27 protein-coding genes are annotated in these 24310 nt (G+C 62.7%); 9 read left to right on the forward strand and 18 right to left on the reverse strand.

Going from position 1 to position 24310, the window contains the following annotated elements; genetic code table 11:
* Positions 1 to 45: 45 nt before the first annotated feature.
* The 4 genes from M5C01_RS10260 to M5C01_RS10275 all read right to left on the reverse strand — a co-directional run bounded on the left by M5C01_RS10260 (position 46) and on the right by M5C01_RS10275 (position 3763).
* Positions 46 to 963: a biotin-dependent carboxyltransferase family protein gene (locus M5C01_RS10260; protein ID WP_152738305.1), complete on the reverse strand. Its 918-nt coding sequence runs from the start codon at positions 961 to 963 to the stop codon at positions 46 to 48.
* On the reverse strand, positions 960 to 1664 hold the full coding sequence (locus tag M5C01_RS10265) for an allophanate hydrolase subunit 1 (protein ID WP_152738302.1): 705 nt from the start codon (positions 1662 to 1664) through the stop codon (positions 960 to 962). Before M5C01_RS10265 ends, M5C01_RS10260 begins: the two co-directional genes overlap by 4 nt.
* Positions 1661 to 2413, reverse strand: coding sequence for a 5-oxoprolinase subunit PxpA (locus M5C01_RS10270; protein WP_178129812.1), 753 nt, complete (start codon positions 2411 to 2413; stop codon positions 1661 to 1663). Before M5C01_RS10270 ends, M5C01_RS10265 begins: the two co-directional genes overlap by 4 nt.
* Before the next feature lie 63 nt (positions 2414 to 2476).
* Positions 2477 to 3763 carry an MFS transporter gene (locus M5C01_RS10275; protein ID WP_103498691.1) on the reverse strand — a complete coding sequence of 429 codons (1287 nt, stop codon included), beginning with the start codon at positions 3761 to 3763 and terminating at the stop codon, positions 2477 to 2479.
* A gap of 159 nt (positions 3764 to 3922) precedes the next feature.
* On the opposite strand from M5C01_RS10275, the gene M5C01_RS10280 reads away from it, so the two are divergent.
* Positions 3923 to 4855 (forward strand): LysR family transcriptional regulator, encoded by a 933-nt coding sequence (locus M5C01_RS10280; protein ID WP_103498690.1) that lies wholly within the window; start codon positions 3923 to 3925, stop codon positions 4853 to 4855.
* Here the strand turns inward: M5C01_RS10280 and M5C01_RS10285 are convergent.
* Genes M5C01_RS10285 through M5C01_RS10295 form a run of 3 tightly spaced genes read right to left on the reverse strand, consistent with a single transcriptional unit; the run spans position 4849 to position 6694 of the window.
* Positions 4849 to 5382, reverse strand: a complete 534-nt coding sequence (locus M5C01_RS10285) for a DUF2937 family protein (RefSeq protein WP_103498689.1) — start codon at positions 5380 to 5382, stop codon at positions 4849 to 4851. The two genes, M5C01_RS10280 and M5C01_RS10285, sit on opposite strands and share 7 nt — an antisense overlap.
* Positions 5383 to 5393: 11 nt before the next feature.
* A complete protein-coding gene (locus M5C01_RS10290) occupies positions 5394 to 6170 on the reverse strand; it encodes a class II glutamine amidotransferase (protein ID WP_103498688.1) in 777 nt (258 codons plus the stop codon).
* Positions 6171 to 6202: 32 nt separating this feature from the next.
* On the reverse strand, positions 6203 to 6694 hold the full coding sequence (locus M5C01_RS10295; RefSeq protein WP_248745052.1) for an MFS transporter: 492 nt from the start codon (positions 6692 to 6694) through the stop codon (positions 6203 to 6205).
* Positions 6695 to 6792: 98 nt separating this feature from the next.
* On the opposite strand from M5C01_RS10295, the gene M5C01_RS10300 reads away from it, so the two are divergent.
* Complete coding sequence (locus tag M5C01_RS10300; RefSeq protein ID WP_152738296.1) at positions 6793 to 8844, forward strand: S9 family peptidase; 2052 nt, start codon at positions 6793 to 6795, stop codon at positions 8842 to 8844.
* A 91-nt stretch (positions 8845 to 8935) separates the two neighbouring features.
* The gene (locus tag M5C01_RS10305) at positions 8936 to 9409 is read left to right on the forward strand and encodes a cyclic nucleotide-binding domain-containing protein (RefSeq protein WP_152738293.1); all 474 of its coding nucleotides are present in this window, start codon (positions 8936 to 8938) and stop codon (positions 9407 to 9409) included.
* On the opposite strand, the gene M5C01_RS10310 is transcribed toward M5C01_RS10305, so the two are convergent.
* Positions 9406 to 9705 (reverse strand): hypothetical protein, encoded by a 300-nt coding sequence (locus M5C01_RS10310; protein WP_152738290.1) that lies wholly within the window; start codon positions 9703 to 9705, stop codon positions 9406 to 9408. The two genes, M5C01_RS10305 and M5C01_RS10310, sit on opposite strands and share 4 nt — an antisense overlap.
* Positions 9706 to 9787: 82 nt before the next feature.
* Between M5C01_RS10310 and M5C01_RS10315 the strand changes: the two genes are divergently transcribed.
* Entirely contained in the window at positions 9788 to 10474 is a 687-nt protein-coding gene (locus tag M5C01_RS10315) for a hypothetical protein (protein WP_152738287.1), read from the forward strand.
* A 50-nt stretch (positions 10475 to 10524) separates the two neighbouring features.
* Positions 10525 to 10899, forward strand: coding sequence for a YajD family HNH nuclease (locus tag M5C01_RS10320; protein WP_103498682.1), 375 nt, complete (start codon positions 10525 to 10527; stop codon positions 10897 to 10899).
* A gap of 3 nt (positions 10900 to 10902) precedes the next feature.
* On the opposite strand, the gene M5C01_RS10325 is transcribed toward M5C01_RS10320, so the two are convergent.
* Positions 10903 to 12828, reverse strand: coding sequence for a methyl-accepting chemotaxis protein (locus tag M5C01_RS10325; RefSeq protein WP_152738284.1), 1926 nt, complete (start codon positions 12826 to 12828; stop codon positions 10903 to 10905).
* A gap of 213 nt (positions 12829 to 13041) precedes the next feature.
* Here M5C01_RS10325 and M5C01_RS10330 point away from each other — a divergent pair, with 213 nt between their 5' ends.
* Complete coding sequence (locus tag M5C01_RS10330; protein ID WP_152738281.1) at positions 13042 to 13971, forward strand: HD-GYP domain-containing protein; 930 nt, start codon at positions 13042 to 13044, stop codon at positions 13969 to 13971.
* A 12-nt stretch (positions 13972 to 13983) separates the two neighbouring features.
* Here the strand turns inward: M5C01_RS10330 and M5C01_RS10335 are convergent, their stop codons facing one another.
* Both M5C01_RS10335 and M5C01_RS10340 read right to left on the reverse strand, forming a co-directional pair.
* Positions 13984 to 14685, reverse strand: a complete 702-nt coding sequence (locus M5C01_RS10335; RefSeq protein WP_152738278.1) for a glutathione binding-like protein — start codon at positions 14683 to 14685, stop codon at positions 13984 to 13986.
* Positions 14686 to 14706: 21 nt separating this feature from the next.
* The gene (locus M5C01_RS10340) at positions 14707 to 15288 is read right to left on the reverse strand and encodes a TetR/AcrR family transcriptional regulator (protein WP_152738275.1); all 582 of its coding nucleotides are present in this window, start codon (positions 15286 to 15288) and stop codon (positions 14707 to 14709) included.
* Positions 15289 to 15414: 126 nt separating this feature from the next.
* Between M5C01_RS10340 and M5C01_RS10345 the strand changes: the two genes are divergently transcribed.
* Together M5C01_RS10345 and M5C01_RS10350 are read left to right on the forward strand one after the other, a co-directional pair.
* The gene (locus M5C01_RS10345) at positions 15415 to 16122 is read left to right on the forward strand and encodes a glutathione S-transferase C-terminal domain-containing protein (RefSeq protein ID WP_152738272.1); all 708 of its coding nucleotides are present in this window, start codon (positions 15415 to 15417) and stop codon (positions 16120 to 16122) included.
* Positions 16123 to 16170: 48 nt separating this feature from the next.
* Positions 16171 to 16638, forward strand: a complete 468-nt coding sequence (locus tag M5C01_RS10350) for an RNA methyltransferase (protein ID WP_007926908.1) — start codon at positions 16171 to 16173, stop codon at positions 16636 to 16638.
* Between the two features lie 3 nt (positions 16639 to 16641).
* Here M5C01_RS10350 and M5C01_RS10355 read toward each other — a convergent pair whose 3' ends face one another.
* Both M5C01_RS10355 and M5C01_RS10360 read right to left on the reverse strand, forming a co-directional pair.
* Positions 16642 to 17880, reverse strand: coding sequence for a hypothetical protein (locus M5C01_RS10355; protein ID WP_152738267.1), 1239 nt, complete (start codon positions 17878 to 17880; stop codon positions 16642 to 16644).
* Positions 17881 to 17904: 24 nt separating this feature from the next.
* Positions 17905 to 18354 (reverse strand): YcgN family cysteine cluster protein, encoded by a 450-nt coding sequence (locus M5C01_RS10360; RefSeq protein ID WP_103498675.1) that lies wholly within the window; start codon positions 18352 to 18354, stop codon positions 17905 to 17907.
* A 155-nt stretch (positions 18355 to 18509) separates the two neighbouring features.
* Between M5C01_RS10360 and M5C01_RS10365 the strand changes: the two genes are divergently transcribed.
* Positions 18510 to 19103 carry a nitroreductase family protein gene (locus tag M5C01_RS10365; RefSeq protein WP_103498674.1) on the forward strand — a complete coding sequence of 198 codons (594 nt, stop codon included), beginning with the start codon at positions 18510 to 18512 and terminating at the stop codon, positions 19101 to 19103.
* A 133-nt stretch (positions 19104 to 19236) separates the two neighbouring features.
* Here the strand turns inward: M5C01_RS10365 and M5C01_RS10370 are convergent, their stop codons facing one another.
* From M5C01_RS10370 to M5C01_RS10390, 5 genes are all read right to left on the reverse strand, one after another.
* A complete protein-coding gene (locus tag M5C01_RS10370; RefSeq protein WP_103498673.1) occupies positions 19237 to 20169 on the reverse strand; it encodes a D-2-hydroxyacid dehydrogenase in 933 nt (310 codons plus the stop codon).
* Positions 20170 to 20295: 126 nt separating this feature from the next.
* Positions 20296 to 20589 carry a YcgL domain-containing protein gene (locus M5C01_RS10375; RefSeq protein WP_103498672.1) on the reverse strand — a complete coding sequence of 98 codons (294 nt, stop codon included), beginning with the start codon at positions 20587 to 20589 and terminating at the stop codon, positions 20296 to 20298.
* A complete protein-coding gene (rnd, locus tag M5C01_RS10380; RefSeq protein ID WP_103498671.1) occupies positions 20586 to 21719 on the reverse strand; it encodes a ribonuclease D in 1134 nt (377 codons plus the stop codon). The genes M5C01_RS10375 and rnd overlap by 4 nt, the downstream gene beginning before the upstream one ends.
* Positions 21720 to 21860: 141 nt before the next feature.
* Entirely contained in the window at positions 21861 to 22538 is a 678-nt protein-coding gene (locus M5C01_RS10385; RefSeq protein ID WP_152738260.1) for a class I SAM-dependent methyltransferase, read from the reverse strand.
* A gap of 180 nt (positions 22539 to 22718) precedes the next feature.
* Positions 22719 to 24101, reverse strand: a complete 1383-nt coding sequence (locus M5C01_RS10390) for a glutamine synthetase family protein (RefSeq protein ID WP_152738257.1) — start codon at positions 24099 to 24101, stop codon at positions 22719 to 22721.
* Positions 24102 to 24310 lie beyond the last annotated feature (209 nt).

A 24310-nucleotide genomic window follows, 5' to 3' on the forward strand; every position in this document is an offset into this window, starting at 1 on the left:
CTGGGCTACCATCGCGAGCAAGCTCGCTCCTACAGGGGGGCGGTGTCAGGCGAACCGGCGCATGAATTCGACCTGCTGCCGATGCGCCGTCTCCTGCACCACCGGCGCCAGCCTGATCTGGGTCCCTGGCAGACATTGCGCCAATCGCGCCAGCGACAATGGCGTCAACGCCCCCAAACGTGGATAACCACCAATGGTCTGCCGGTCGTTGAGCAATACAATCGGCTGCCCATCCGGCGGCACCTGGATCGCTCCCAGGGGAATGCCCTCGGAAATCATCGGCTCGCCCTGGTACTTCAACTCCGGCCCCAACAGCCTAATCCCCATGCGATCGGCGCGACTGTCCAGGGTCCAGACACTGTTGAATGCATCGAACAGACTTTGCCCGCTGAACTCACCGATCTGCGCCCCGAGCACCACCTGCAACGGTGCGCTGGAGCTGAAATCCGGCACCTGCGCCCCTGACAATCCTCTCGGCGTCGACGCCTCCCCGCGATACTCCAAACGCCCGCCCTTGGCCAAGGGCCGCCCCATACCATCCAGCCCACCGAGTTCCTCACGAACCACACAAGCAGCACTGCCAAGGACCTGCGGCGCGATAAAACCACCCGGCGCCGCCAGATACGCCCGCGCCCCCGACAACGGCTGCGTCAACTGCAGACGCTGGCCTTTCCTCAAGACAAAACTGCACCAGGGTGCCAACGCCTGACCATCCACCCGCGCGCCGAGATCGGCACCGGCCAGGGCCAGGCAGCAATCCTCCTCAGCCACCAGCGTCAGCCCGCCCAAGGTCACTTCCACCACCGCGGCGTCCGGCGCATTGCCCAGCAGATGGTTGGCCCAGAACATCGAGACCCAATCCAGCGCACCGCCCTGGGTCACGCCCAGATGACGCACGCCAAACCGCCCCGCATCCTGCAACAGGCACAGAGGCGTACTCGCCTCGATCGACAGATAGCTCATGCCAAGCCCTCCAATGGCGTGTCATCACCGCCCAACGTAATGAATTCAGCATGATCGATCGCGGCAAAACGCACCGTATCGCCCGGCTGCATCAGGCTATAACCGTCACGTTCACGGTCGAACAGTTTGCTCGGCGTCCGCCCGATCAGGTTCCAGCCCCCCGGGGAAACCACCGGGTAAGCTGCGGTCTGGCGCTCGGCAATGCCCACGCTCCCCGCCGCCACCCGCTTGCGCGGCGTGCTGATCCGCGGCACGGCCAGTCGTTCGTCGACCAATCCCATAAAGGCGAACCCCGGGGCAAAACCCAAGGCGAACACTTGATACTCGCGCTCGCTGTGACAGCGAATCACTTCGCTGACCGACCAGCCGCTGCGTTCGGCCAACAAGCCCAGCTCCGGACCGACACTCGGGTCGTACCACACCGGCAACACATGGCATTGACCGCCAGCCCCGGTGCTCGGGGTCAGGTCGGTCAAGGCCTCGGCAATCAGCTCCCGGGCCTGGGACGGGCTCAACGCCAGCAGGTCGTAATGCACCATCAAGGTGGTATAGGACGGCACCAGGTCGATCAGGTGTCCGGCAAATCCAGCCCGCAAACGCTCACCGGCGGCAAGCATCCACGGCATGTTTTCTTCGGCGATCACCTCGAACAGCCGCACCATCAGACAGTCGATCCCGACCACTTCGATCCGTGGCTTCATACGGCGGGCTGCCGATCCAGGGCCTCGCGGATACGCTGCACCGCAGCCACCGAACTGGCGTTGTCGCCGTGCACGCACAGGGTATTGGCCTGCAGGCGCAGCGCACTGCCATCGCTGGCAATGAGGTTGTCACCACGGGCAATGGTCAGGGCCTGTTCGACGATCCGTTCAGCCTCGTGATGCACGGCACCGGGCAACTGTCGCGAAACCAGGCGCCCCGCACTGTCGTAGGCACGATCGGCAAAAGCCTCGAACCACAACTCGACGCCGTACTCATCACCCAGGGCCTGGGCCGCGCTGTTGTCGCGCATCGCCAGCAGCATCAACGGCAGGTCCCCACCGTAGGCGGCAATCGCCTGGATCACCGCCCGCAGTTGCTCGGGATTGGCCATCATGTCGTTGTACATCGCGCCGTGGGGCTTGACGTAACTCACCCGGGCGCCCTGCGCCCGGCAGATACCGTCCAGCGCGCCGATCTGGTAATGCAGCAGATCCTGGATTTCCTGGGGCGTGCAGGCCATGGAGCGGCGGCCGAACCCCACCAGATCGGGATAGGCCGGGTGGGCACCGATACGCACATCGTTGGCCAGGGCCAGCGTCACCGTCTTGCGCATGATGCTCGGATCGCCCGCGTGATAACCGCAGGCCACATTGGCGCAATCGATAAACGGCATGACCTGCGCATCCAGACCCATGGTCCAGTTGCCATAGCTTTCGCCGATATCGCAATTCAATAACAAGCGGCTCACGGTGGTTGCTCCTGTGGGCTTTTAACTTTTCTTAATGTGGGACTTTTCGCAAATACCCACAGATTACTGCGCTTCGAGTTCCTTGCCACGGGTTTCCGGCAGGCTCAGGGCCGCGAGAATTACCACGCCGTAGGACACGGCGGCAAAAGCGCCGATCCCCAGGCTCAAGGACACTTTCTGGCTGAGCAGGCCGATCAGCAGCGGAAAAAACGCCGCCAATGCCCGCCCGATGTTGTAGCAAAAACCTTGGCCCGAACCGCGAATCCGCGTAGGGAACAGTTCGGTGAGAAACGCGCCCATGCCGCTGAAAATCCCCGAGGCGAAAAAGCCCAGGGGCAAGCCCAGCCAGAGCATGACTTCGTTGCTGACCTGCAGCTGGGTGTACAACAGCACGATAATGAAGGAGCCGACGGCGAACAGGATGAAGTTCTTCTTGCGCCCCAGCAGATCGGTCAGGTACGCGCTGATCACATAACCGATGTAGGAACCGGCGATCACCATGGCCAGGTAACCGCCCGTGCCGAGTACGCTCAGGCCGCGCTCGGTCTTCAGATAGGTCGGCAACCAGGCGGTGATGGCGTAATAACCACCCAGCGCGCCGGTGGTCAACAGGGAAGCCCGCAGGGTCGTACTGAGCATGCCCGGGGCAAAGATCTCGTAGAAGTGCGTCGGGTTGCTCGGGGCTTCCTGGTTCTTGGCCTGGCGATAGACCTCCGGGTCCTTGACCAGGCGCCGAACGAAAATCACAAAGATCGCCGGCACGATGCCCAATACGAACAGGGCACGCCAGGCGTCCTCGGGCGGCAGCAGGGAAAACAACAATGCATAGAGGATCGCGGTCAAACCCCAGCCCAGGGCCCAGCCCGATTGCACCATGCCGACCGCCTTGCCGCGATCCTTGGCGCGGATCACCTCGCCCATCAGCACCGCACCGGCGGTCCATTCCCCGCCGAAACCGAAGCCCATCAAGGTCCGGGCCACCAGCAACTGGTGGTAGTTCTGGGCAAAGCCGCAGAGAAAGGTGAACACGGCGAACCAGAGCACCGTCAGTTGCAGGGTGCGTACCCGGCCGATGCGGTCGGAGAGAATCCCGGCGATCCAGCCACCAAGGGCCGAGGCAATCAGGGTACTGGTGGAAATCAGCCCGGCCTGGCCGGTGGTGAGGCCCCAGAGGGCGATCAGCGTCGGGATGACGAAACTGAGCATCTGGGTGTCCATGCCATCCAGGCCGTAACCGATCTTGCAACTCCAGAACGTACGACGCTCCTGCTGATCGAGGTTGCGATACCAGGTGAAAGGACCGGGTGGGCCCTCGGCTTGGGTGACGTCCAGCGAGCCTGGCGTAGTCATGGGGGGAAGTTCTCCGCATAAAACTTATTGGTATTGTTCTGGCGACCAGCGGGGCATAGGCTTATCGTGCCTGACCGGTCGAAGGCCATTTTTCGTTGGCCGTGCCCTCTGCGTCCAACTAATTAAAGTCCTGCCCTGGCATAAGAAAAAGTTGATTGCATGAACCTCAAATTTCTCGAGACCTTCGTCTGGGTCGCACGACTGAAGAGTTTTCGCCTGACGGCGGACAAGCTCTTCACCACCCAGGCGTCCATTTCCAGCCGTATCGCGGTGCTCGAAGGTGAGCTCGGGGTGAAGCTGTTCCTGCGCGATTCACGCGGCGTCAGCCTGACTCCCGAAGGGCTCAAGGTGCTCGACTATGCCGAGCAGATGATGGACACCATGCAGGCCCTCAAGCATGCCATCGAGATCAGTTCGACCAAGGTCGGGCGCCTGCGCATCGGGGTGATGGACACGGTCATCCATACCTGGCTCAGCCCGTTGGTGGCGCAGATGTCGGATCGTTTTCCACTGGTGGAAATCGAGCTGGTGGCCGATACCGCGCTGAACCTCTGCGATCAGCTGCAAAAAGGCTTTCTCGACCTGGTGCTGCAAACCGACCTGTTGCGCCAGGAATCGATTCGCAGCCTGAAGCTGATCAGCCACCCGATGGGCTGGGTGGTGGCCAGCAACTCGATCTATAACCGCGAATACGCAAGCCTGGCCGAGATCGCCCGGGAGCGCATCGTGACCTTCTCGAAAAACTCGCGGCCGCATCAGGAAATCCTGGGCCTGATGCAGGTCCATGGCGTGCCGACGCCGCGGCTGAACTGCGTCAACTCGGTGTCGGCGATTACCCGGCTATTGCGTGATGGTTTCGGTATCGGCGCCCTGCCGTCGGTGCTGGTGCGCGAAGAGCTGATGCGCGGCGAGTTGACCTTGCTGGCCTTGGACGTCCGCCCGCCGAACCTGGAAGTGGTGGTGTCCTGGCGGGTCGGCGTGGAGTTGGTGGAGGAAATTGTCGCGCTGTGCCAGGAGGTCTTGCACAGCTATGCGGACAAGATGGGCGAGCAGTATGTGGTCCTGAGCAAGCCCGCCCTCCCCGGTCAATAACCTCGTTCGCGCCGCGCCAGGCGTTCACGCTGGCGCTTGCCGCCCAGCACCACCCAATCCACCAGGCGGAAGAAGCCTTCGATTACGAACGAGAACAACAGCGCCGCGCCCATCGCCCAGCCGATCGCCTCGGGCGACAGCAGGACCTGGTAGGTGTAGCCCTGCAAGGTTTCCTGGCGGATATCCGGATCGGCCGCATACGCCACCTGCAACGCGCGTTTGTACCAGGGCCCCTGCATCGCCTGGAACTGGTCGTCCAGCAGGCGCTGACGAGTGAGCAAGTTGCCGAGGCTGTCGGCATCGCTGCGGAACACCGGATCGTCACTGGCACGATAATGCGCCACCAGGGCCTGCAGATCACCGTTGAAGAACTGCTCGGCGGTCTTCTGGAAACCCTGGAGGTTGGTCTGCGCTTCAATCAGGTGCGCTTCGACCCGCTTGGCGTAGTCATTGATAAAACCCGGTACCTGGACACCGATCAACAGCCCCAGGGTAAACAGAATCAGCCGCAGGTAACTCAACCACATAACGGACTTCCTTATTCGGTTTGGCCCTGGCTGACGCATTCACCGCGTCGCCACAGACTCCATTGGCCCGGTTCGTAGCGGGTCCAGGTTTCGTTTTCGGTCAAAGGTTCGGTGGCGATCACCGTCACCACGTCATTGGGCGTGGTTTCGGCCTGGAAGTCGACGATCACATCGACATCCTTCAACCGTGCCGGCCCGAACGGCGCGCGCCGGGTGATTTGCGCCAACTTGGTCGAGCAATAGCAGAACAGCCAGTCACCGTCGCTGAGCAGGCAGTTGAACACGCCCTTAGCGCGATATTCGGCACAAGCCTGGACCAGGGACGGCAGCAGTACTTCGATGTCCACCGGCTCCGGAAAGGCCTGGCGCACGCGGTTGAGCAGGTCGCAGAAGGCCGCTTCGCTGTCGGTATCGCCTACCGGACGATAAAAGCTGGTCGGCGGTTGGAAGTCCGCCAACTGGCCATTATGGGCGAAACACCAGTTGCGGCCCCACAGTTCACGGACAAAGGGATGGGTATTGGACAGGCAGACCTTGCCGACATTGGCCTGGCGGATATGCCCGATCACCACTTCGCTCTTGATCGGGTAACGCTGCACCAGGTTCGCGACCTCGGACTCGCAGCTCGCCGCCGGGTCCTGGAACAGCCGCAAGCCACGGCCTTCGTAGAAGGCGATGCCCCAGCCGTCACGATGGGGGCCGGTACGCCCCCCGCGCTGCATCAGGCCGGTAAAGCTGAAAACGATATCGGTCGGTACATTGGCGCTCATGCCCAACAATTCACACATGCTCGGACTCTCGCTTCAATGCAGTGACACGCTTACAGACGCGGTTCGACCCGCGGGCGACCATTGCCACCGGTCGGCGGCTGACGGCCAAAACGCTCGTTGCGCTCGGCTGCGGTGAACGGTTGATCGTCTTCCTCGGGCTCGGTCGCCGGGACAGTGCCAGCCGCAACGGGCTGCGGACGACGGGCCTTGATGGAGCGCTCGATGGGCCAGCGGATCAGCGCGAAGAGCAGATAGACGCCCACGGCGATCATCAGGTACATGAACAGATCGGAAACCGCGCGCCAGGCGTTGTTGCCGACCTTGAACATCAGGTCCAGGGCTGTAATGGCCACCGCCGGGGCGAATTTTTCCTTCACCGGGTCGATAATGGTCGGGCTGAACAGCAGCACCGCCATCACCACGCGCAGCGGCTCGCGCAGCCAGCGCCAGATCCAGCGGGTCAGGCGAAACCACACCAACAAGCAGCCCAAGGCGGCGAAGGCGTAGCAGCCCCAGGCGATCAAATAGTCGTTCTCGGTCATGGTGTCCATGGCAAGGCTGGCAAGTAGACGCTTATGATAACGGCTTTTCGCCGGTCCGGCTGCCCCGCCGTCAGCGATCAGCCAACAGAGAGTTGCCCATGTCCTTCGATAGCAACGTCAACAGCGCCCCGATTGCCCGCCGCGACGCGGGCGCGGACCCTTACGCCTGGTTGCAGGAACGCGACAGCGATGCCGTGCTCGACTACCTCAAGGCCGAAAACAGCTACCAGGAAGCGCAACTGGCCGATCAAGGCAAACTGCGCGAAAGCCTGTTCGAGGAGATCAAGGCGCGGATTCTCGAAACCGACCTGTCCCTGCCATCGCCCTGGGGACCGTTCCTGTACTACACCCGCACCACCGCCGGCGACGAATACCCGCGGCATTACCGCTGCCCGCGTCCGGCCGATGACAGCCTGACGGTGGATGAAAGCGCCGAAACCCTGCTGCTCGACCCCAACATACTGGCCAAGGGCGGCTTCTTCTCCCTCGGTGCCTTCAGCGTCAGCCCGGATCACCAACGCCTGGCCTACAGCCTCGACACCAGCGGCGAAGAAGTCTATCGCCTGTACGTCAAGGAGCTCGACAGCGGCGCGGTCAGCGAACTGCCGTTCGAGGACTGCGATGGCAGCATGACTTGGGCCAACGACAGCCAGACGCTGTTTTTTGCCGAACTGGACGACACCCATCGGCCCCACAAGCTGTACCGCCACCGCCTCGGCGACAGCACGGCCGAGGAAGTCCTGCACGAAGCCGATGGGCGCTTCTTCCTGCACTGCTACCGCAGCAGTTCCGAACGCCAACTGGTGGTGCTGCTCAATAGCAAGACCACCAGCGAAGCCTGGGCCCTGGACGCCGATACCCCGACCCAGGCCTTTACCTGCCTGGCGCCACGGGTCGAAGGCCACGAGTACTTCGTCGACCACGGCCAGCACCAGGAACAGTGGAGCTGGTTTATCCGCAGCAACCAGGACGGCATCAACTTCGCCCTGTTTCATGCCCCGGACCACGGTGTGCCGGGCCGCGACGACTGGCAATTACTGGTGCCCCACGACGACCAGGTGATGCTCGAAGGCCTGACCCTGAACGCCTCGGCCCTGTGCCTGAGCCTGCGTGAAGGTGGCTTGCCGATCATCGAGGTGCGCCCCCAGGGCCTGCCGAGCTATCGCGTGCAACTGCCGGATGCCGCCTACAGCCTCTATGTGCAGGACAGCCTGGAATTCACCAGCCAGACCATCCGCCTGCGTTACGAGGCCCTCAATCGGCCGGCCCAGATCCGCCAACTGACCCTGGCCAACGGCGAACAGAGCGTCCTCAAGCAGACCCCGGTGCTGGGCGATTTCGACCCCGACGCCTACGTCAGCCAGCGTCTCTGGGCCACCGCCGCGGACGGCACCCAGGTGCCCATCAGCCTGGTGGTCAAGCGCGAACTGCAAGGCCAGGCCACCCCGCTCTATCTCTACGGCTACGGCGCCTACGGCGAAAGTCTCGATCCGTGGTTTTCCCACGCCCGCCTGAGCCTGCTGGAACGCGGCATGGCCTTCGCCATCGCCCATGTGCGTGGCGGCGGCGAACTGGGTGAAGCCTGGTATCGCGCCGGCAAGCAGGCGCACAAGCAGAACACCTTCGACGACTTTATCGCCTGCGCCGAGCACCTGATCGCCGAAGGCCTGACCACCTCGAAACAACTGGCCATCAGCGGCGGCAGTGCCGGCGGCCTGTTGATCGGTGCCGTGCTCAACCAGCGCCCGGAGCTGTTCCAGGCCGCCATCGCCGAAGTGCCGTTCGTCGATGTGCTGAACACCATGCTCGACCCGGACCTGCCGCTGACCGTCACCGAATACGACGAATGGGGCAACCCCGAGGAGCCCGAGGTGTACGCGCGGATCAAGGCCTACGCACCGTATGAAAACGTCCGCGCCCAGGCCTACCCGGCCGCCCTGGTGATCGCCGGCTACAACGACAGTCGCGTGCAATACTGGGAAGCGGCCAAGTGGGTGGCGAAACTGCGCGCCACGAAAACCGACGAGCATCTACTCTTGCTCAAGACCGAACTGGACGCTGGCCATGGTGGCATGAGCGGTCGTTATCAGGGATTACGTGACGTAGCCCTCGAATACGCCTTCGTGTTCAAGGTTCTCGGCCTGGTCTGAGGAACTCTGCCCGGCCCCCTTGTCTTAACCCTGGGCCGCCGGGCTTTAATGCCCGCACAGAACAACAGGCAACAAGAAAAGACCGTGAGCCATGTCAGAACCGACCTTACTGAATAACGAAATCCGCGACATGCTGATGGACAGCGGTTTGTTCGCCAGCCTGCTGCCGGCGGATTGCCTCGCCGCTGCCGGTTATTTCAGCATCAGCAGCGTCGCCAAGGGCGAAGCCATCTTCAATGAGGGGGATGCCGGGACCTTCATGTGCATCATTCACTACGGCAGCGTGAATGTGCAGAAGAGCAACGCCGAGGGTCAACCGGTGGTGATCGCCACCCTGCGCGCCGGTAGAGCCTTTGGCGAGATGGCGGTGCTCGATGGCGAGCGGCGCTCGGCCAGTTGCGTGGCCGCCAGTGATTGCCAGTTGCTCAACCTGGGCAAGGATTCCCTGGAAAAGATGCTCAACGATGCGCCGAAGATCGCCGCCAAGATCATCCGTGCCATCGCCATTGCGCTGTCCAGGCGACTGCGCATGGCGGACGGCCAACTGCTCTCGCAACAGATCTAGCTGGAGGTCTCCTTCGCCTTATCCGTCTTGTCGCTTTTATCGTTCTTGTCCGTCTTGTCGTTCTGTTCCGGACCCGGTTGGGTCTGGTCCTTGGGCGGCTGCGGCAACTCGATGCTGGGCAGCGGCTCGCCGGGTTTTGGCGGTGTGCGCGGGGTGATCTGCGGGGACGGCGTCGGGGTGGCCGTGCTCGGCGCTCCCGGTTTCGGCGTGACCGGTATCGGCGAAAGATCCTCGGCCCGTACCGTGGTAATGGTAAGCGCGGTCAATGCAATGACCGCTACAATAGCGCGTTTCATCAATGGCTCCGTTGCCAGACTTCTCTGTCTGCCATCAGGCTACTCGCAACGCGGCTATTTTGCCCCTCCCAATGAGATTTCCATGAAACGTTTCGTTCTGCTGGACACCGCTCCGATTCCTGAAAACGGCGGTGCCCTGTGCCTGTTCGAGTATGGCGAAGACTTCGTGATCAAGATCCAGGGCGGTGACGGCGGGCAATTGATGAACACCCGCATGCACGGCTCCGAAGATGCCCTGGCGGAAATTCCCTGCCGCAAGGTCGCCGGCCGGCCGCAATCGCGGGTGCTGATCGGCGGCCTCGGCATGGGCTTCACCCTGGCCGCGGCCCTCAAGCACCTGGGCAAGACCGCCGAAGTCGTGGTCGCGGAACTGGTGCCCGGCGTCGTCGAATGGAACCGCGGCCCGCTGGGAGAAAAAGCCGGCCGGCCGCTGGATGACCCGCGCACGGTGATCCGCCTGGAAGACGTGGCCAAGGTCCTGCAGGCCGAGCCCAATGGCTTTGATGCGATCATGCTCGATGTCGACAACGGTCCCGAAGGCCTGACCCAGAGAGCCAACAGCTGGCTCTACTCGGCGGGAGGCCTGAGCGCCTGTGCCAAGGCCCTGCGGCCCAAGGGCGTGCTGGCGGTGTGGTCGGCCAGCGCCGACAGCCACTTCAGCGACAAGCTGCGCAAGGCCGGCTTCAAGGCCGAGGAAGTCCAGGTCTATGCCCACGGCAACAAGGGCACGCGCCACACCATCTGGATCGCCGAGAAGCTCAAGAACTGAGCTAAACTTTGCCGCATAACCGTCATTAACCTATTCGACAAGGTGACCCCATGAGTTCGGCCAACCCTCCCTCCCATACCGCCAAGCTGGACCGCATCCTGGCCGATGCGAAACGCGATAAAGAGATGGGCTATCGCGACAAGGCACTGAAGATGTATCCACACGTGTGTGGTCGCTGCGCCCGTGAATTTTCCGGCAAGCGCCTGAGCGAGCTTACCGTGCACCACCGCGACCACAACCATGACAACAACCCGCAGGACGGTTCCAACTGGGAACTGCTGTGCCTGTTCTGCCATGACAACGAGCACTCGCGCTACACCGACCAGCAATACTTCGGCGACGGCTCCCTGAGCAGCCCGAAGATCGCCAAGGCCACCCACAACCCGTTCGCGGCGCTGGCCGGGTTGATGAAGAAAGACGAGTAAAAGCTACACCGTGAATCGCTGAACCAGTACGTTCAGGTCGCCCCCCAGGCGCGACAGTTCGAGGCTCGCCGTCGCCGTGCGGGCACTTGACTGCGCCGATTCGTCGGCGATATCGCGGACACGCGCCAGATTGCCGCTGATCTGTTCGCAGGCGCGGGTTTGCTGATCGGCAGCCGTGGCAATCTGTGAGTTCATCGACTGGATCAACGACGCCGACTGGCGAATTTCACTGAGCACGCCACCGGCCTCACGGGCCAGGACCACACTGGAAAGGCTCATGTCCTGGCTCTGGCGCATGATCGCCGTGGCCTGTTCGGTACCGCCATGCAGGGCCGCGATCAACCCCTCGATTTCCTCGGTGGAACGCTGGGTACGCTGGGCCAGCGCCCGCACCTCATCGGCCACCACTGCAAAGCCCCGCCCGGCGTCACCTGCGCGAGCCGCTTCGATGGCGGCGTTGAGGGCCAGTAGATTGGTCTGCTCCGCCACCTCGCGGATCACCCCGAACACCCCGCCGATACGTTCACCGTCTTCACGCAGACGCTCCATCGCCAGGGCGGAACGATCGACGTTGAGTACCAAGGCTTCAAAGTGCTCGATCGCCTGGGTCACCACGCGGTTGCCCTCGACGCTGCGCCGCTCGGCCGCCTGCGCCGCCTCCGAGGCCTGCTGCGCGTTACGGGCGATATGCTGGGCACTGTCGACCATTTCACCCATGGCGCCGGCAACCTCTTCGGTCTGCTGGCGCTGCTGCGAGACTCCCGCGCTGCTATGGGCGGTGATCGTCGACAAGCCTTCGGCGGCCTGGGTCAGTTGACGCGTGCCTGCGCCGATGCTGCCGATCAGTTGGCGTAGGTGCCCGGCCATTTCCCGCATGGCCGTCATCATCTGCCCCAGTTCGTCACGCCGATGGCTTTCCAGGTTACCGGTCAGGTCGCCCGAGGCGATCTGCCGGGCCAGGGTCAGGGTCCGCTTGAGCGGCGGAACGATCTGCCGGGTCATGGCCCAGGCGGACAGCAAGCCCAGCAACAGCGCCAACCCGCCCGCCAGCAGCAGCTCGCCACGGGCCATCCGTACATCGTGAGCGCGTCCCTGTAGTTGCAGTTGATAGACCGCCGCGCTCAGTTGCTGCAAGTCACCCGCCTGCGCCAGCATCGCCTGCTTGGCCTGCTGGCTCTTGAGCACGCTGGCGCTGAAGTCCACGACCCGATCCTGGTAGATCACCGCCGCCTGCAACGCGCCCAGCAAGGGTGTCTGCAAAGCATCACCCGGCAGTTGCCCGTACAAGTCGTTGCCCTGCACGCGAATGCGGTCGGCCATCTGCGAAACGCGCAACTGCGCCTCGGGTTGTGGATCGGCGATATACAAACGCACCTGATCGCGCAATTGCGCCATCAGCCATTGCAGCTCGGCCACCGCCTGCGCCTGATCGATGGTGACCGCCGGATCGCTGCGCATCTGCTGGAAGAGTTGGGTACGCAAACGCGTCAACTGCTCGGCGATAGTCTCCATCACCGGCACCATGGCCTTCTCCGCCTCCCGGGCCTGGCGCCGGGCCGCGACGAACTCGGCAAAACTCTGTTGATAGGCCCGGGCCACCTCGCGGATACGTGTGAGAGTCGTCTGTGCGTCGGTTTCCAGGCTCATCTGCAGCTTGTCGACACCGGCATACAACGCCTGCATCTGCCCGGCATAGGCGTCGACCGCCGCGCTTTGCCCGGTGCGGTCGAATTCGTTTTCCTGCAAGCGCACGGCGGCGATCTGGGTGTCCAGCGAGACACTGTCCACCAACGCCTCGCTGCGCATTGTCAGTTGCCCGATGCTGTACCAGGCAATCGCACTCAGCAGCGCCGTGAGCAGCAACACGATGCCAAACCCCAGGGTCAACTTGCGACGTACCGAAGCGCCCATCAACCAGTCAGCGACCATAACGAACTCTCCTGTGAAGCCGTCAACCGGCGAGGCAATGCGCCAAATGCCTTGAGGCACGTCGAGATGCCAGGCATTCTAAATCGAACGATCTAAAACACAAGGCCAAGATTTTTTCAAACGTTTGTAATTTAAAGCCCTATACCTTCTCAACAGGGCAAAGTACCAGTGTATGCGACTTCCTCCTTTATTCCTGTACCGAGAGCGTCTTCGATGAAACTGAACCAACTGATTCAAAATCTGCTGGGCGCCCGCCAACCGGCGCAGGTTTCGCGTCCGGAACAGGAGTTGTTGTCGAGCCTGTTGGTGATGGCCTGGGTGGTGGAGGCGCGTGATCCCTATACCGGCGGACATCTGTGGCGAGTGGCGCAGTTTTGCGAGTTGCTGGCGAAAAAAGCCGGCTTCGCGGCGGAGGAAGTGGCGCGGATCGCCCTGGGCGGTTTTGTCCATGACCTGGGCAAGGTTGGTATTCCCGACGCAGTGCTGCGCAAGCCCGGCCCCTTGAGCGACGAGGAGTACGCCGTGATCAAGACCCACCCCGATATCGGCTTCAGGCTGCTGCATGCCCACCCCCTGGCCACCCTGGTGGAAGATGCCGTGCGCCTGCACCACGAAATGCCGGATGGCCGGGGTTATCCCCTGGGGCTCAAGGCCGGCGAGATTCCGCACCTGGCGAGCATCGTCGGCATCTGCGACGCCTTTGACGCCATGACCAGCACCCGCCCCTATCGTGCGGGCATGCCGCAGGCACAGGCATTGCAGATCATCGGCAAGAACCTGGGGAGCCAGTTCGATGCGCACTTCGGCGCCTTGTTTATCGAGTTGGGGGAGTCGGGTGTCTTGAGCCCGATCATCGGCCATACCGACCAGGGCATTCCCCTGCGACACTGCGGCATGTGCGGGCCGACGGTAGTACTCAAACGCGCGCACCGCGCAGGCGACCATGTGTTCTGCGGCAATTGCGGCGCCGACTATCTGCTGCTGCAGAAGACGCCGGACAGCCTGCTGGAACTGGAGGCCACCGGCACCTCTGGCAGCGCGAAAGACCTCAGCCCCGAGGCCGATGTCGAATTGATCGAGCGCCTGGTGCAACACCAATTCGTCCCGGTACTGCGCGAGCAAGCGAGCTCTCGCCCGCACTAACCGGGTTGAGCCTCAGGCGGCCGGGCCCTTGGCGGTCTGGCCGAAGAGGATTTTCTTGCCGTCTTCCGTCTCCGTGGCACGCCGCGAATACGGCTCCCCCCGGGCATAGGCGCGCAATGTCGCCGGACGTTGTTCGATAGCGTGGAGCCAGCGACTCAGATCCGGGAAATCCTCGATATTCTGTTGCTGACGCTGCCACGGCGCTACCCAGGGATAGCAGGCCATGTCGGCGATCGAATAATGCTCGCCAGCAATGAACTCACGCCCTTGCAACCGACGATCGAGCACACCGTAGAGACGGTTGGTCTCATTGACATAACGGTTGATGGCGTAGGGTATTTTTTCCGGCGCATACAGCCCGAAATGGTGATTCTGCCCGGCCATCGGCCCCAGGCCGCCCATCTGCCAGAACAGCCACTCGGTCACGGTCTTGCGCCCACGCACATCGGAGGGCAGGAACTGCCCGGTCTTTTCCGCCAGGTACAGCAGGATCGCCCCCGACTCGAACACCGTGATCGGCTCGCCGCCATCGGCGGGCGCGGTGTCGATGATCGCCGGCATGCGGTTGTTCGGCGAAAACGCCAGGAACTCCGGCTTGAACTGGTCGCCGGCGCCGATATCCACGGGATGGATACGGTACTCAAGACCGGCCTCCTCCAGGAACATTGTGATCTTGTGGCCGTTTGGCGTAGCCCAGTAGTAGAGCTCAATCATGCGATTCCCCTCGTAGACGCACTATTTCAATAATCCAAAGACCGGTCGTACCAGCCCTTCCAGCAATTCCCGTTCCGGCCTTGAGCGGGCCAGCACCCGCAGTCCCATCAGCACCGCCAGGCACATACGCGCCAGATCCTCCGCCGGCTGTGACGCATTGATGCTGCCCTGGGCCTGGCCGGCACTGATACAGCGCCGGAAAAAGCTCTCCATCCCCTCCTGGACCTTGGCCAGTACCGCCTTGAACTCCGGATCGTGAGGGGCCACCTCAAGGGCCGCGTTGACGATAAAACAGCCCTTGTGCTCAGGATCGCTCAGGGACAGTTCGATGATCTCGTTGAAGAACGTCTGGATGGCTTCGCGGGGCGGCAGTTGCTGCTCCAGGCGCACGGAACGCTCGCAGAAGCCGCGCTTGATGTAGTGATCGAGGGCCAGGCCGAAGAGCGCGCGCTTGTCACCGAAGGCGTTGTACAGGCTGGCCCCGGTAATCCCCATGGCCAGCGCCAGATCCCGTACGGAGGTGGCCTCGTAGCCACGGGCCCAGAAGCAGCGGATCGCCGCCTCCATTGCCCTGGCCTCGTCAAATTCTCTTGGTCGCGCCATAACTCACACATGAATTCAAATTGAAGTGGCGCAGATATTCGTTGAAACAAACGACGATTGCCACGCGCCAGCGTTTCGTCCTATTTTATAACACTCGATCCAAAACATCTGCCAGGACCTTTCGACATGATCCGTTTCTTTTTCCACCCGACGCCCAATCCGGCCAAAGTCGCCCTGTTTCTTGAAGAAACGGCGCTGCCCTACGAGCTGGTTCCGGTCGATACCAGCAAGGGCGAACAGCACAGCCCGGAGTTCCTGGCGATCAATCCCAACGGCAAGGTTCCGGCAATCCTCGATACCGAAGGCCCGAACGGCCGCGAAGTCCGGGTGTTCGACTCGAACGCGATCCTGCTGTACCTGAGTGAAAAGACCGGACTGCTCGGCGGTGAACCCGGCGATCGGGGCGAACTGCTGTCGTGGATGATGTTTATCGGCACGGGCCTGGGACCATTTTCCGGCCAGGCGGTGCACTTCCAGCACTCGGCCCCGGAAAGCATCCCTTACGCCATCAATCGTTATCGCCGTGAAGCCGAGCGGCACTACCGGGTACTTGACCGGCATCTGGCCGGGCGCAGCTATATCGTCGGTGACAGCTATACGATTACCGACATCTCGGCCTGGGGCTGGATCGATCGGGCGGCCCGCGTACTCAAAGGCGAAGAATCGCCATTGGCGGCCTACCCCCATCTGTCGGCCTGGTTCCAGCGCATCGACGCGCGGCCAGCCGTGGCCCGCGCCCGCCAAGTGGGCAAGAGCCACGCCTTCAAGCAAGTCAACGACGAGCAAACCCGACGGGCGCTGTTCCCTTCGAACTATCCCGACACCACGAGCTGACGGAGATGCCGGTATAATCGCGTCTTTTTCCTGGAAGGCACCCGGCTCGTGGCAAACAAAAGGTACAGCTGCATTGGTTTGTATAACCCCAAGTCACCGGAGAACGTCGGCTCGGTGATGCGTGCGGCTGGCTGCTACGGCGTGGCTTCGGTGTTCTACACCGGCAAACGCTACGAGCGGGCGCGGGACTTTGTCACCGACACCAAGAAAGTCCACCAGGACATTCCGCTGATCGGTATCGACGACCTGAAGAAGATCCTGCCCCTGGGCTGCGTGCCGGTGGCCGTCGAGCTGGTGGAGGGTGCGCGTTCTCTGCCCGAATACACCCATCCGGATCGGGCGCTGTATATCTTCGGCCCGGAAGACGGTTCGCTGGACAAGGACATCCGCGACTGGTGCGAAGACGTGGTGTATATCCCGACCACCGGTTGCATGAACCTGGCGGCGACGGTCAATGTGGTGCTGTACGACCGCCTGGCCAAGGGTAACAACACCCGTTCCGGTCCGAAGTTCTAGGCTTTACTTCAGCAGCCCGCTCGCCAGCACCTTTGACGGCTCACCCATCACGCTTTCGCACAGCTGGATAAATTCCTCGGTGCTGACGGTATCCAGGCGCATCGCCGCCCGGCTGACATCATCGAGGGAACGCTTGCCATCGGTCTGCTGGCGAATCTCGCGATCCAGCGCCTGCAACAGCAACACCGCCCGTGCCACCGTCGCCCTGTCCACCTGCTCACCACGCAATGTGCCGACCTTGCGACTGAGCCGGGTCAAACGCACCTGCAACGCCTGGTAACGTTCCTCGCTCATCCCACCGGCACGGCGCAACAACTCGATCGCGTAATACTGAGCCAGGCCTTCGCCGACCCAGTCACTGCGCTGGCTGTCATTGATCCGCCCGAACACATGAACCAGCTCGCGCACCAAGGCACTGTCCCCGGACTCGCTGATCAGCGGGGCGGTGCTGTGCAGGTAGATCGAATCGCGGCCCGCCTGGCTGCCATGGGCCATCGACTCCCCGGCCCCGACCACCAGCAACTTTCCGGGATTGCGCGGAAACACTTCCTGCAGCTTGGGCCAGACGAAGGTCAACAGCGTCAGCACATCCATGCGCCGCATGCCTTCGCCCCGAGGCGCCGCGACCGTGACATCGGTTTCACCCAGGCGGGTCCGCCGGCTGCCCAGGTCGCCGGCCAGTATCCAGCCGACCGGCCGGTCGAACAGGCGTGAGACGTTGTCGATACGAAAGCGCTGCTTGCCGATACGCGGCCAGGCGGTCTCGACACTTTTCCAACCGCCGGGCAATTCGAATTCCAGGCGCGAGACCAGTTCGGTGCCGTCGCGCTGATCCAGATGGGCCGGCGGTACCAGGTCCTCGCCTCGCAACAGTGCCCAGGTCGGCGTCATCCGCGTCTCGAACGTGCCGTTGCTACGTGGATGGTTGAGACTGACCCGATAGCTCAGGCTGGCCTTGCCCGATGCCGGATGCCAGACACCACGGCGGCTGTCCGGCGTAGACCCGGAGCTCAGCTGCCACTGCCCGTCGGCCATGAAGTCACTGTAGTAACCCTGGTTGCCGAGATCGAAATCCAGGCTGCGCACCGCCGAACCCTGCGCCAGGGTCAGGCGCACCTCAGCCTGGTTGCTCTGGGGCAACAGGCGCACCCGATAGTCCAGGTCGACTTTTTTCCCGGCCCAACCCAGCCCGCTGAACACCATCAGCAGCAGGAACGCCGGCAGCCTGCAAGGTAACGACATGGAGTTCCTCGGGGTTGGCGGACATCAGCCGGCGCGGAAAATCAGATGATCTTCCCAGTCCTCTTCCGGCACGCTGCCTTCGGCAAGCATGCGCCCGGACTGGGAAATCCGCTCGTGGTGCACTGCGTCGCGGTCACCGCAGACCAGATGGTGCCAGAGCGGCAGGTCCTTGCCTTCGCTGACCAGGCGATAACCACAGGTCGGCGGCAACCACTTGAACTGGTCGGCCTGGCCCGGGGTGAGCTGGATACAGTCCGGCACCGAGTCGCGACGCTTGGCGTAGTCGGTGCACTGGCAGGTTTTCAGGTCCAGGAGCTTGCAGGCAATGCGCGTGTAATAGACGCTGTTGTCGTCTTCGTCCTCGAGCTTTTGCAGACAGCACAGACCGCAACCGTCGCACAGCGACTCCCATTCCTCCTGATCGAGGTGCTCGAGGGTCTTGCGTTTCCAGAAGGGTTCGACTTTCGCGGCCATGGTTCAGACATCTGCATCGGGGAGTGAAAAGGCCGCCAGTCTAGTGCGCCAAGCCTTTGCGGCCAAGCGTCGGCGACTATCGGTTGAACAAGGCTTGTCAGGCCGCCTGCGGCGCAGTAGCTTTCTCGCTAATTTTCCCCAGTCAGGACTGTGCCATGAGCATCAACCCACGCATCGCCGATCACCCGATCGATCCTCAGTTCACCCAGCGCTGGTCGCCGCGCGCCTTTACCGGCGAGAGCATCCCGGAACAAACCCTGCTGAGCTTTTTCGAAGCGGCCCGCTGGGCGCCTTCGGCCTATAACTCGCAACCTTGGCGCTTTCTCTACGCCCGCCGCGACACGCCGAACTGGGAACGTTTCCTTGGCCTGTTGAACGAATTCAACCGTGGTTGGGCGCAACACGCCTCGGCCCTGGTGATCGTGATTTCGAAAACCACCTTCACCGCTCCCGGCGCCAGCGAAGAAACCCCGGCGCTGTGGCACACCTTCGACACCGGCTCGGCCTGGGGCCATCTGGCGTTGCAAGCCAGCAACAGCGGCTGGCACAGCCACGGCATGGCCGGCTTCGATCAGGAACTGACCCGCCGCGAGCTGAAGATTCCAGAAGGTTATGCACTGCATGCGGCAGTGGCCATCGGCAAGCTGGGCGACAAGGCGAGCCTGCCGGATTACCTGCAGGCCCGCGAAACCCCAAGCCCACGCCAGCCGCTGAGCACGCTGGTGGCTGAAGGCGATTTCAGCCTGTAACCCTCGCAGTTCCGCTCCACCGCGGACTGTAGGAGCAGGGCTTGCCCGCGAAGCTTTTAGCGATCTTGAAGGCCCCTTCGCTGGCTGGCCATGCTCCTACAAGGTGCCTGGCCAGCCCTGCAAACCGGGACCATCAATACCCGCGCTCGAAATCCACTTCCCCGCGCAACGCTTCCCCGGCCTGATAGGCCCGCAGGTTTTCGACAAACAACTGCACCATCATCCCCGGCGAAGTCGGTGCCGAACTGTGCCCGGTCAACAACAACCCCCAGGCCGTCCAGAACGGATGACGCTGCGGTAACGGCTCCTGCCGGCAGACATCGATCACTGCCCCCGCCAGATGCCCTTCCTTCAAAGCCTCCACCAGGTCCGCATCGACCACCGCCACGCCGCGCCCGACGTTGATAAACAGGCCGGTAGGCTTGAAGCGCTTGAACAACGCCGCATCGTACAGATCATGGGTATTGGGCGTGTTCGGCAACAGGTTGATCACATAGTCCACCTTGCCAACCCACTCACCCAGGGCTTCGAGCGCCGCCACCTCGATAAACGGTGCCTGCTCCCGCGCGGTACTGGCAATACCATACAACTCGACCCCAAAGGGTTGCAGGAACTGCGCAACGCTCTGGCCGATATCTCCGGCGCCGACAATCAGCACCTTGCGCCCCGCCAGGCTCTGGCCCATGCGGTTGTCCCACTTGCGCTCGACCTGGCTGACCAGGCGGGCCAGGACCTCACGCTCATGCCCCAGCATATAGGTCAGCACATACTCGGCCATCACCTGGCCAAAAATCCCCACCGCACGAGTCAGTCGGTAGTTCCGTGGCAGGCCCTCGGCCAGCAACGGGGTGACACCGGCCCAGGTCGATTGCAACCACTGGGGGGAGTGCCCCTGACGCAGCAGGGTCGCCAACAGGTCCGGCTGCCCCAGCCAGACCGGGCAATCGGCCGCCATGCTCGACAGCGTGGCCGAATCGCTGCTGGTCATGACTTCAAGTTCCGGGGCCATCTGCTGCAGCAAGCTGGCATAGAGGGCGTGGTCGTGTTCGGCAATCAGAACGCGCATGGTTCAAACCTTTCAAAAACAGTGCAGGCAGCCGCCGACGGAGTTCGCTCCATCGTCATCGGCCACTGCCAGAAAATACAGTCCATTTGAGTCGAGCACTCCGGACAGAGCACTCAGAGATGTCCGTCAGATCGGATCATTGCGCCGCAACAGCTCTTCGGGCAAATGTTCGATGTATTCGTCTTCGGCCGGCGGCATCTGCAGGTGATAGCCCTGCTTCTCGAGGTTCTCCAGCACCTGGTGGATATCTTCGCGCGACAGCGTGCGCTCGGGTGTCAGGACCAGGTCGAAGGCATGATGCGGTTTACCGAAGGCCAGCAGCAGATTTTCCGGAACGCGCTCCAGAGCATCGCTCTTGAGCACGTAGAGGTACATCTCGTTGCGGCGCGGGCTTCTGTAGATGGAGCAAATACGTTTCAAGGCTGTTCTCCGGCAGTGGCCAGGCTGTCGAGCAGCGCCTGGCCCATCAACTCGCGGCGCCAGCCACGCAGCGAATCGGGCAATTGGTAAGGTCCATGGGGAAAGCCGCTCTTGATCAGCGCTTCCAGGGTTTTCTTGCGCAGCATCAATTCCGGCGCAACGCCCAGGCGTTCGGCTTCGGCCTGACCGAGGGCACGCAGGCGCTTGACCAGCGCCGAGGCTTCGATCGGCAAGGGCTCGGGCACCGCCGGTGGCCATTGGTCCATCGGCGCGCTACCGGCCTGCTTGATCAGCTCCAGCAGGAACTCGCCGTCCTGGCGCACGGTACGCGGGTGCATGTCCTCTATGCGGGCCAATGCCACCAGGTTGTCCGGCTGGCTCTTGGCCAACGGCCACAAGGAGTGCTCGCGGATGATCCGGTTACGCGGCAGATCGCGGGCGCGGGCTTCGCGTTCGCGCCAGGCGCACAGCTCGCGCAGCACGACCAATTGCGCACGGGACAGCTTCCAGGCCAGCTTCGCCTCGCGATAGACCTCGTAGGGGTCGACCTCGCGACGCAGGTTGGCCACCAGTTCCGCGCCGTCTTCCAGGACCCAGGCGTACTTGTCGTCCGACAGCTTCGGGCGCAGGCGGGTGTAGACCTCGGCCAGGTGCACGGCGTCTTCGGCGGCGTAGCTGACCTGGGTTTCCGACAGCGGACGCTGCAACCAGTCCGAACGGGTCTCACCCTTGGGCAGCTCGATACCCAGGACTTCCTGCACCAGGCGCGAATAGCCCATGGAAAAACCGAGGTTCAGGTAGGCGGCGGCAAGCTGGGTGTCGAACAGCGGCACCGGCAGGCTGCCGGTCAGGCGCAACAGCACTTCGAGGTCTTCACTGCAGGCGTGCACGACCTTGACCACGGCCGGGTCTTCGAGCAACGCCGCCAGGGGTTGCCACTGGTCGATGGTCAGGGGGTCGATCAGGTAGGCACGCTCGCCGTCACCGATCTGGATCAGTCCGGCAATCGGATAAAAGGTGTCGACCCGCATGAATTCGGTGTCGAGGGCAACAAAGGGTAACTGTTGCCATTGGGCGCAATGCCGACCGAGGCTATCGTTGTCGCGAATCCAGTGAATATCGATGGCCACACGGCTCTCCCTTGAAGAATGGCACGCAGTATATCTCGCCACCGGGGTTTGCGAGCACTCACTCTGCAAGTGCCGAGACGAAAGAGCTGACTGAACGAAAAGAATAGTCTTACTTAGCGATTTGAAGTGTTCACGCCAGGATCAACCGTTCTTGCGCAGCACATAGAGGCGACGCATGGCGTAACCCGGAAAGAAGTCGCGGTGACCAATGATGTCAAAGCCGGCTTCGCGGAATTCCCCTTCGACCAGCGCCTTGCCAAACAGCACGCGTTGCGAGTCCTGGCCATACGCCTGAGCCTGACGCCGCCGATGCCAGGCCATGACCTTGCCGTCCATCCATAACGAGAGGATCACAGTGTCGCGGCTGACCCGGTGGAACTCACGCAGGATCACCAGCCGGTGCTCTCTGTCGCCCAGATGCTGGAACAACGGCATACAGAAAATGCAGTCCACCGCATTCTCAGGCAAGCCGATGGCAAACACCGAGCTTTGAAAGGTCCTGACCCGTTGGAGCAGATCGACGGGATGATGGACCGCGCATTGATCCAGTATTTCCTGCGAAGGGTCGGCCGCGAGGATCACCCGGTTGCCGCGCTCGGCCAGCACCGGCCAGAAACGTCCGGTACCGCTGGGCAGATCGAGGACCAAGCCGGGCTCGCCGGCCAGCTTCAGCGCCTGGCGCACCCACTGTTTTTCCCGCGCCAACCCCAGGCGCCGGATCAGGCCGTGGGGAGACTTCTCCAGGCGAGCCCGGGCATGCTCGCGTGCATGCTGGCGGGCAAGTTCAAGCTCATCGGTTGAGGGTGGCTGCGCAGGCATGACTTGCAAACTCTCGGGGGTGGACCTGTGCCGGGCGGGTCGAACACACGGGATCGGTTTGAGGGGGTGCCGGGAGCCCAAAACACTCGCTCGACAACGCTTCGAACCTTAGTCAGGCACGCATCAATATTTCGTGAAAAATTCCCGCCCTTATTGTTCAACAGATTACCGGACCGTCATTCACGCCTGCTGCAAATACCAGCGCCAGTCCTGCTCACCGACCTCGCCCATGAACTGCCGGTATTCGGCGCGCTTGACCGCCAGGTAGACCCCGAGGAACTCACGGCCAAACGCTTCCCGTGCCCAGGCGGATTCTTCCAGGGCGCGCAGGGTGGTCAACCAGTCGGTGGGCAGGCGCTTGCCGGCCTGGGCGTAGCCATTGCCTTCGACCGGCGCACCGGGGTCAAGGCGCTCGCGAATCCCGCTATGAATCCCCGCGAGAATCGCCGCCGCTGCCAGATAGGGGTTGGCATCGGCGCCGCAGATGCGGTGCTCGATATGCCGCGAAAAGGCCGGTCCGCCCGGTACTCGCAGGCTCACGGTGCGGTTGTCGACACCCCAGGTCGCCGCCAGCGGTGCATAGCTGTTGCTCTGGAAACGCCGGTAGGAGTTGGCATTCGGGCAAAACATCAGCAACGCATCGAGCAGGGTCGCAAGCATGCCGCCCACCGCCTGTTTGAGCAGCGGCGTGCCGTCGCCGGCTTCGCTGGCGAACAGATTGTTACCCGCCGCGTCCGCCAGGCTGACGTGCATGTGCATACCGGTGCCGGCCAGATCGTCGAACGGCTTGGCCATAAAGCAGGCAATCATCCCGTGTTTGTGCGCCACGCCCTTGACCAGGCGCTTGTAACGCACCGCCTCGTCCATCGCCTGCAAGGCATCGGTGCGGTGTTCCAGGGTAATCTCGACTTGGCCTGGAGCGTACTCGGAGATCGCCGTACGCGCCGGAATACCCTGGAGTTTGCAGGCACTGTAGAGGTCGGCGAGGAACGGCTCGATCTGCTCCAGCTCCCGCAGACCGTAGACCTGGGTAGTGCTCGGACGTCCACCGTCAGCGTCGCGGGCCGGCTGCGGCCGACCCTGGCTGTCACGCTTCTGGTCGAGCAGATAGAACTCCAGCTCCGCCGCCATCACCGGGTGGTAGCCGTCGGCCTTGAGCCCATCGATTACCCTGGCCAGCAGATGCCGCGGATCGGCTACCGTCGCCGGCAGCCCCTCGCTGGGGTGCATGCTGACCTGCACCGCCGCGGTCGGGATCAACCGCCAGGGCATGCGCTGCAAGCTGCCACTCAAGGGATAGGCACGGCAATCGATATCCCCCACCTCCCAGACCAGACCGGAGTTTTCCACATCGTCGCCGTTGATGGTCAGACCGAGAATGGTGCTGGGCAGCGGGCGGCCATTGGCATAGACCGCCAGCAGTTCGTCGCGGTGCAACAACTTGCCGCGGGGGACGCCGTTGTTGTCGAGGATGAACAGCTCGAACATCTCGATATCGGGGTTGAGCTCCAGAAAACTCAGGGCTTCTTCGGTACAGGCAAAGGCTGGGCAGGCAACACTCATGGGATTCTCGTCTTCCGCGTCGGGCAGGCGCGCACGCGCCCACCAGGTCGATCGCAACGGCCAGGGCAGGCCAATGGCGATCAATGAAAAAACTCAACGGGGAAAACCGACATCCGGCGGGCGCGCGTGACGGCAATGCCACAGCGCCCAGAAGGCCAACTCGGAAGGCAAGGCCACCAGGCTCGGAGAGGCACGCAACAGCGGACGCC

Source organism: Pseudomonas sp. MWU12-2319 (genome assembly GCF_023242525.1).
Classification (GTDB): domain Bacteria; phylum Pseudomonadota; class Gammaproteobacteria; order Pseudomonadales; family Pseudomonadaceae; genus Aquipseudomonas; species Aquipseudomonas gingeri_D.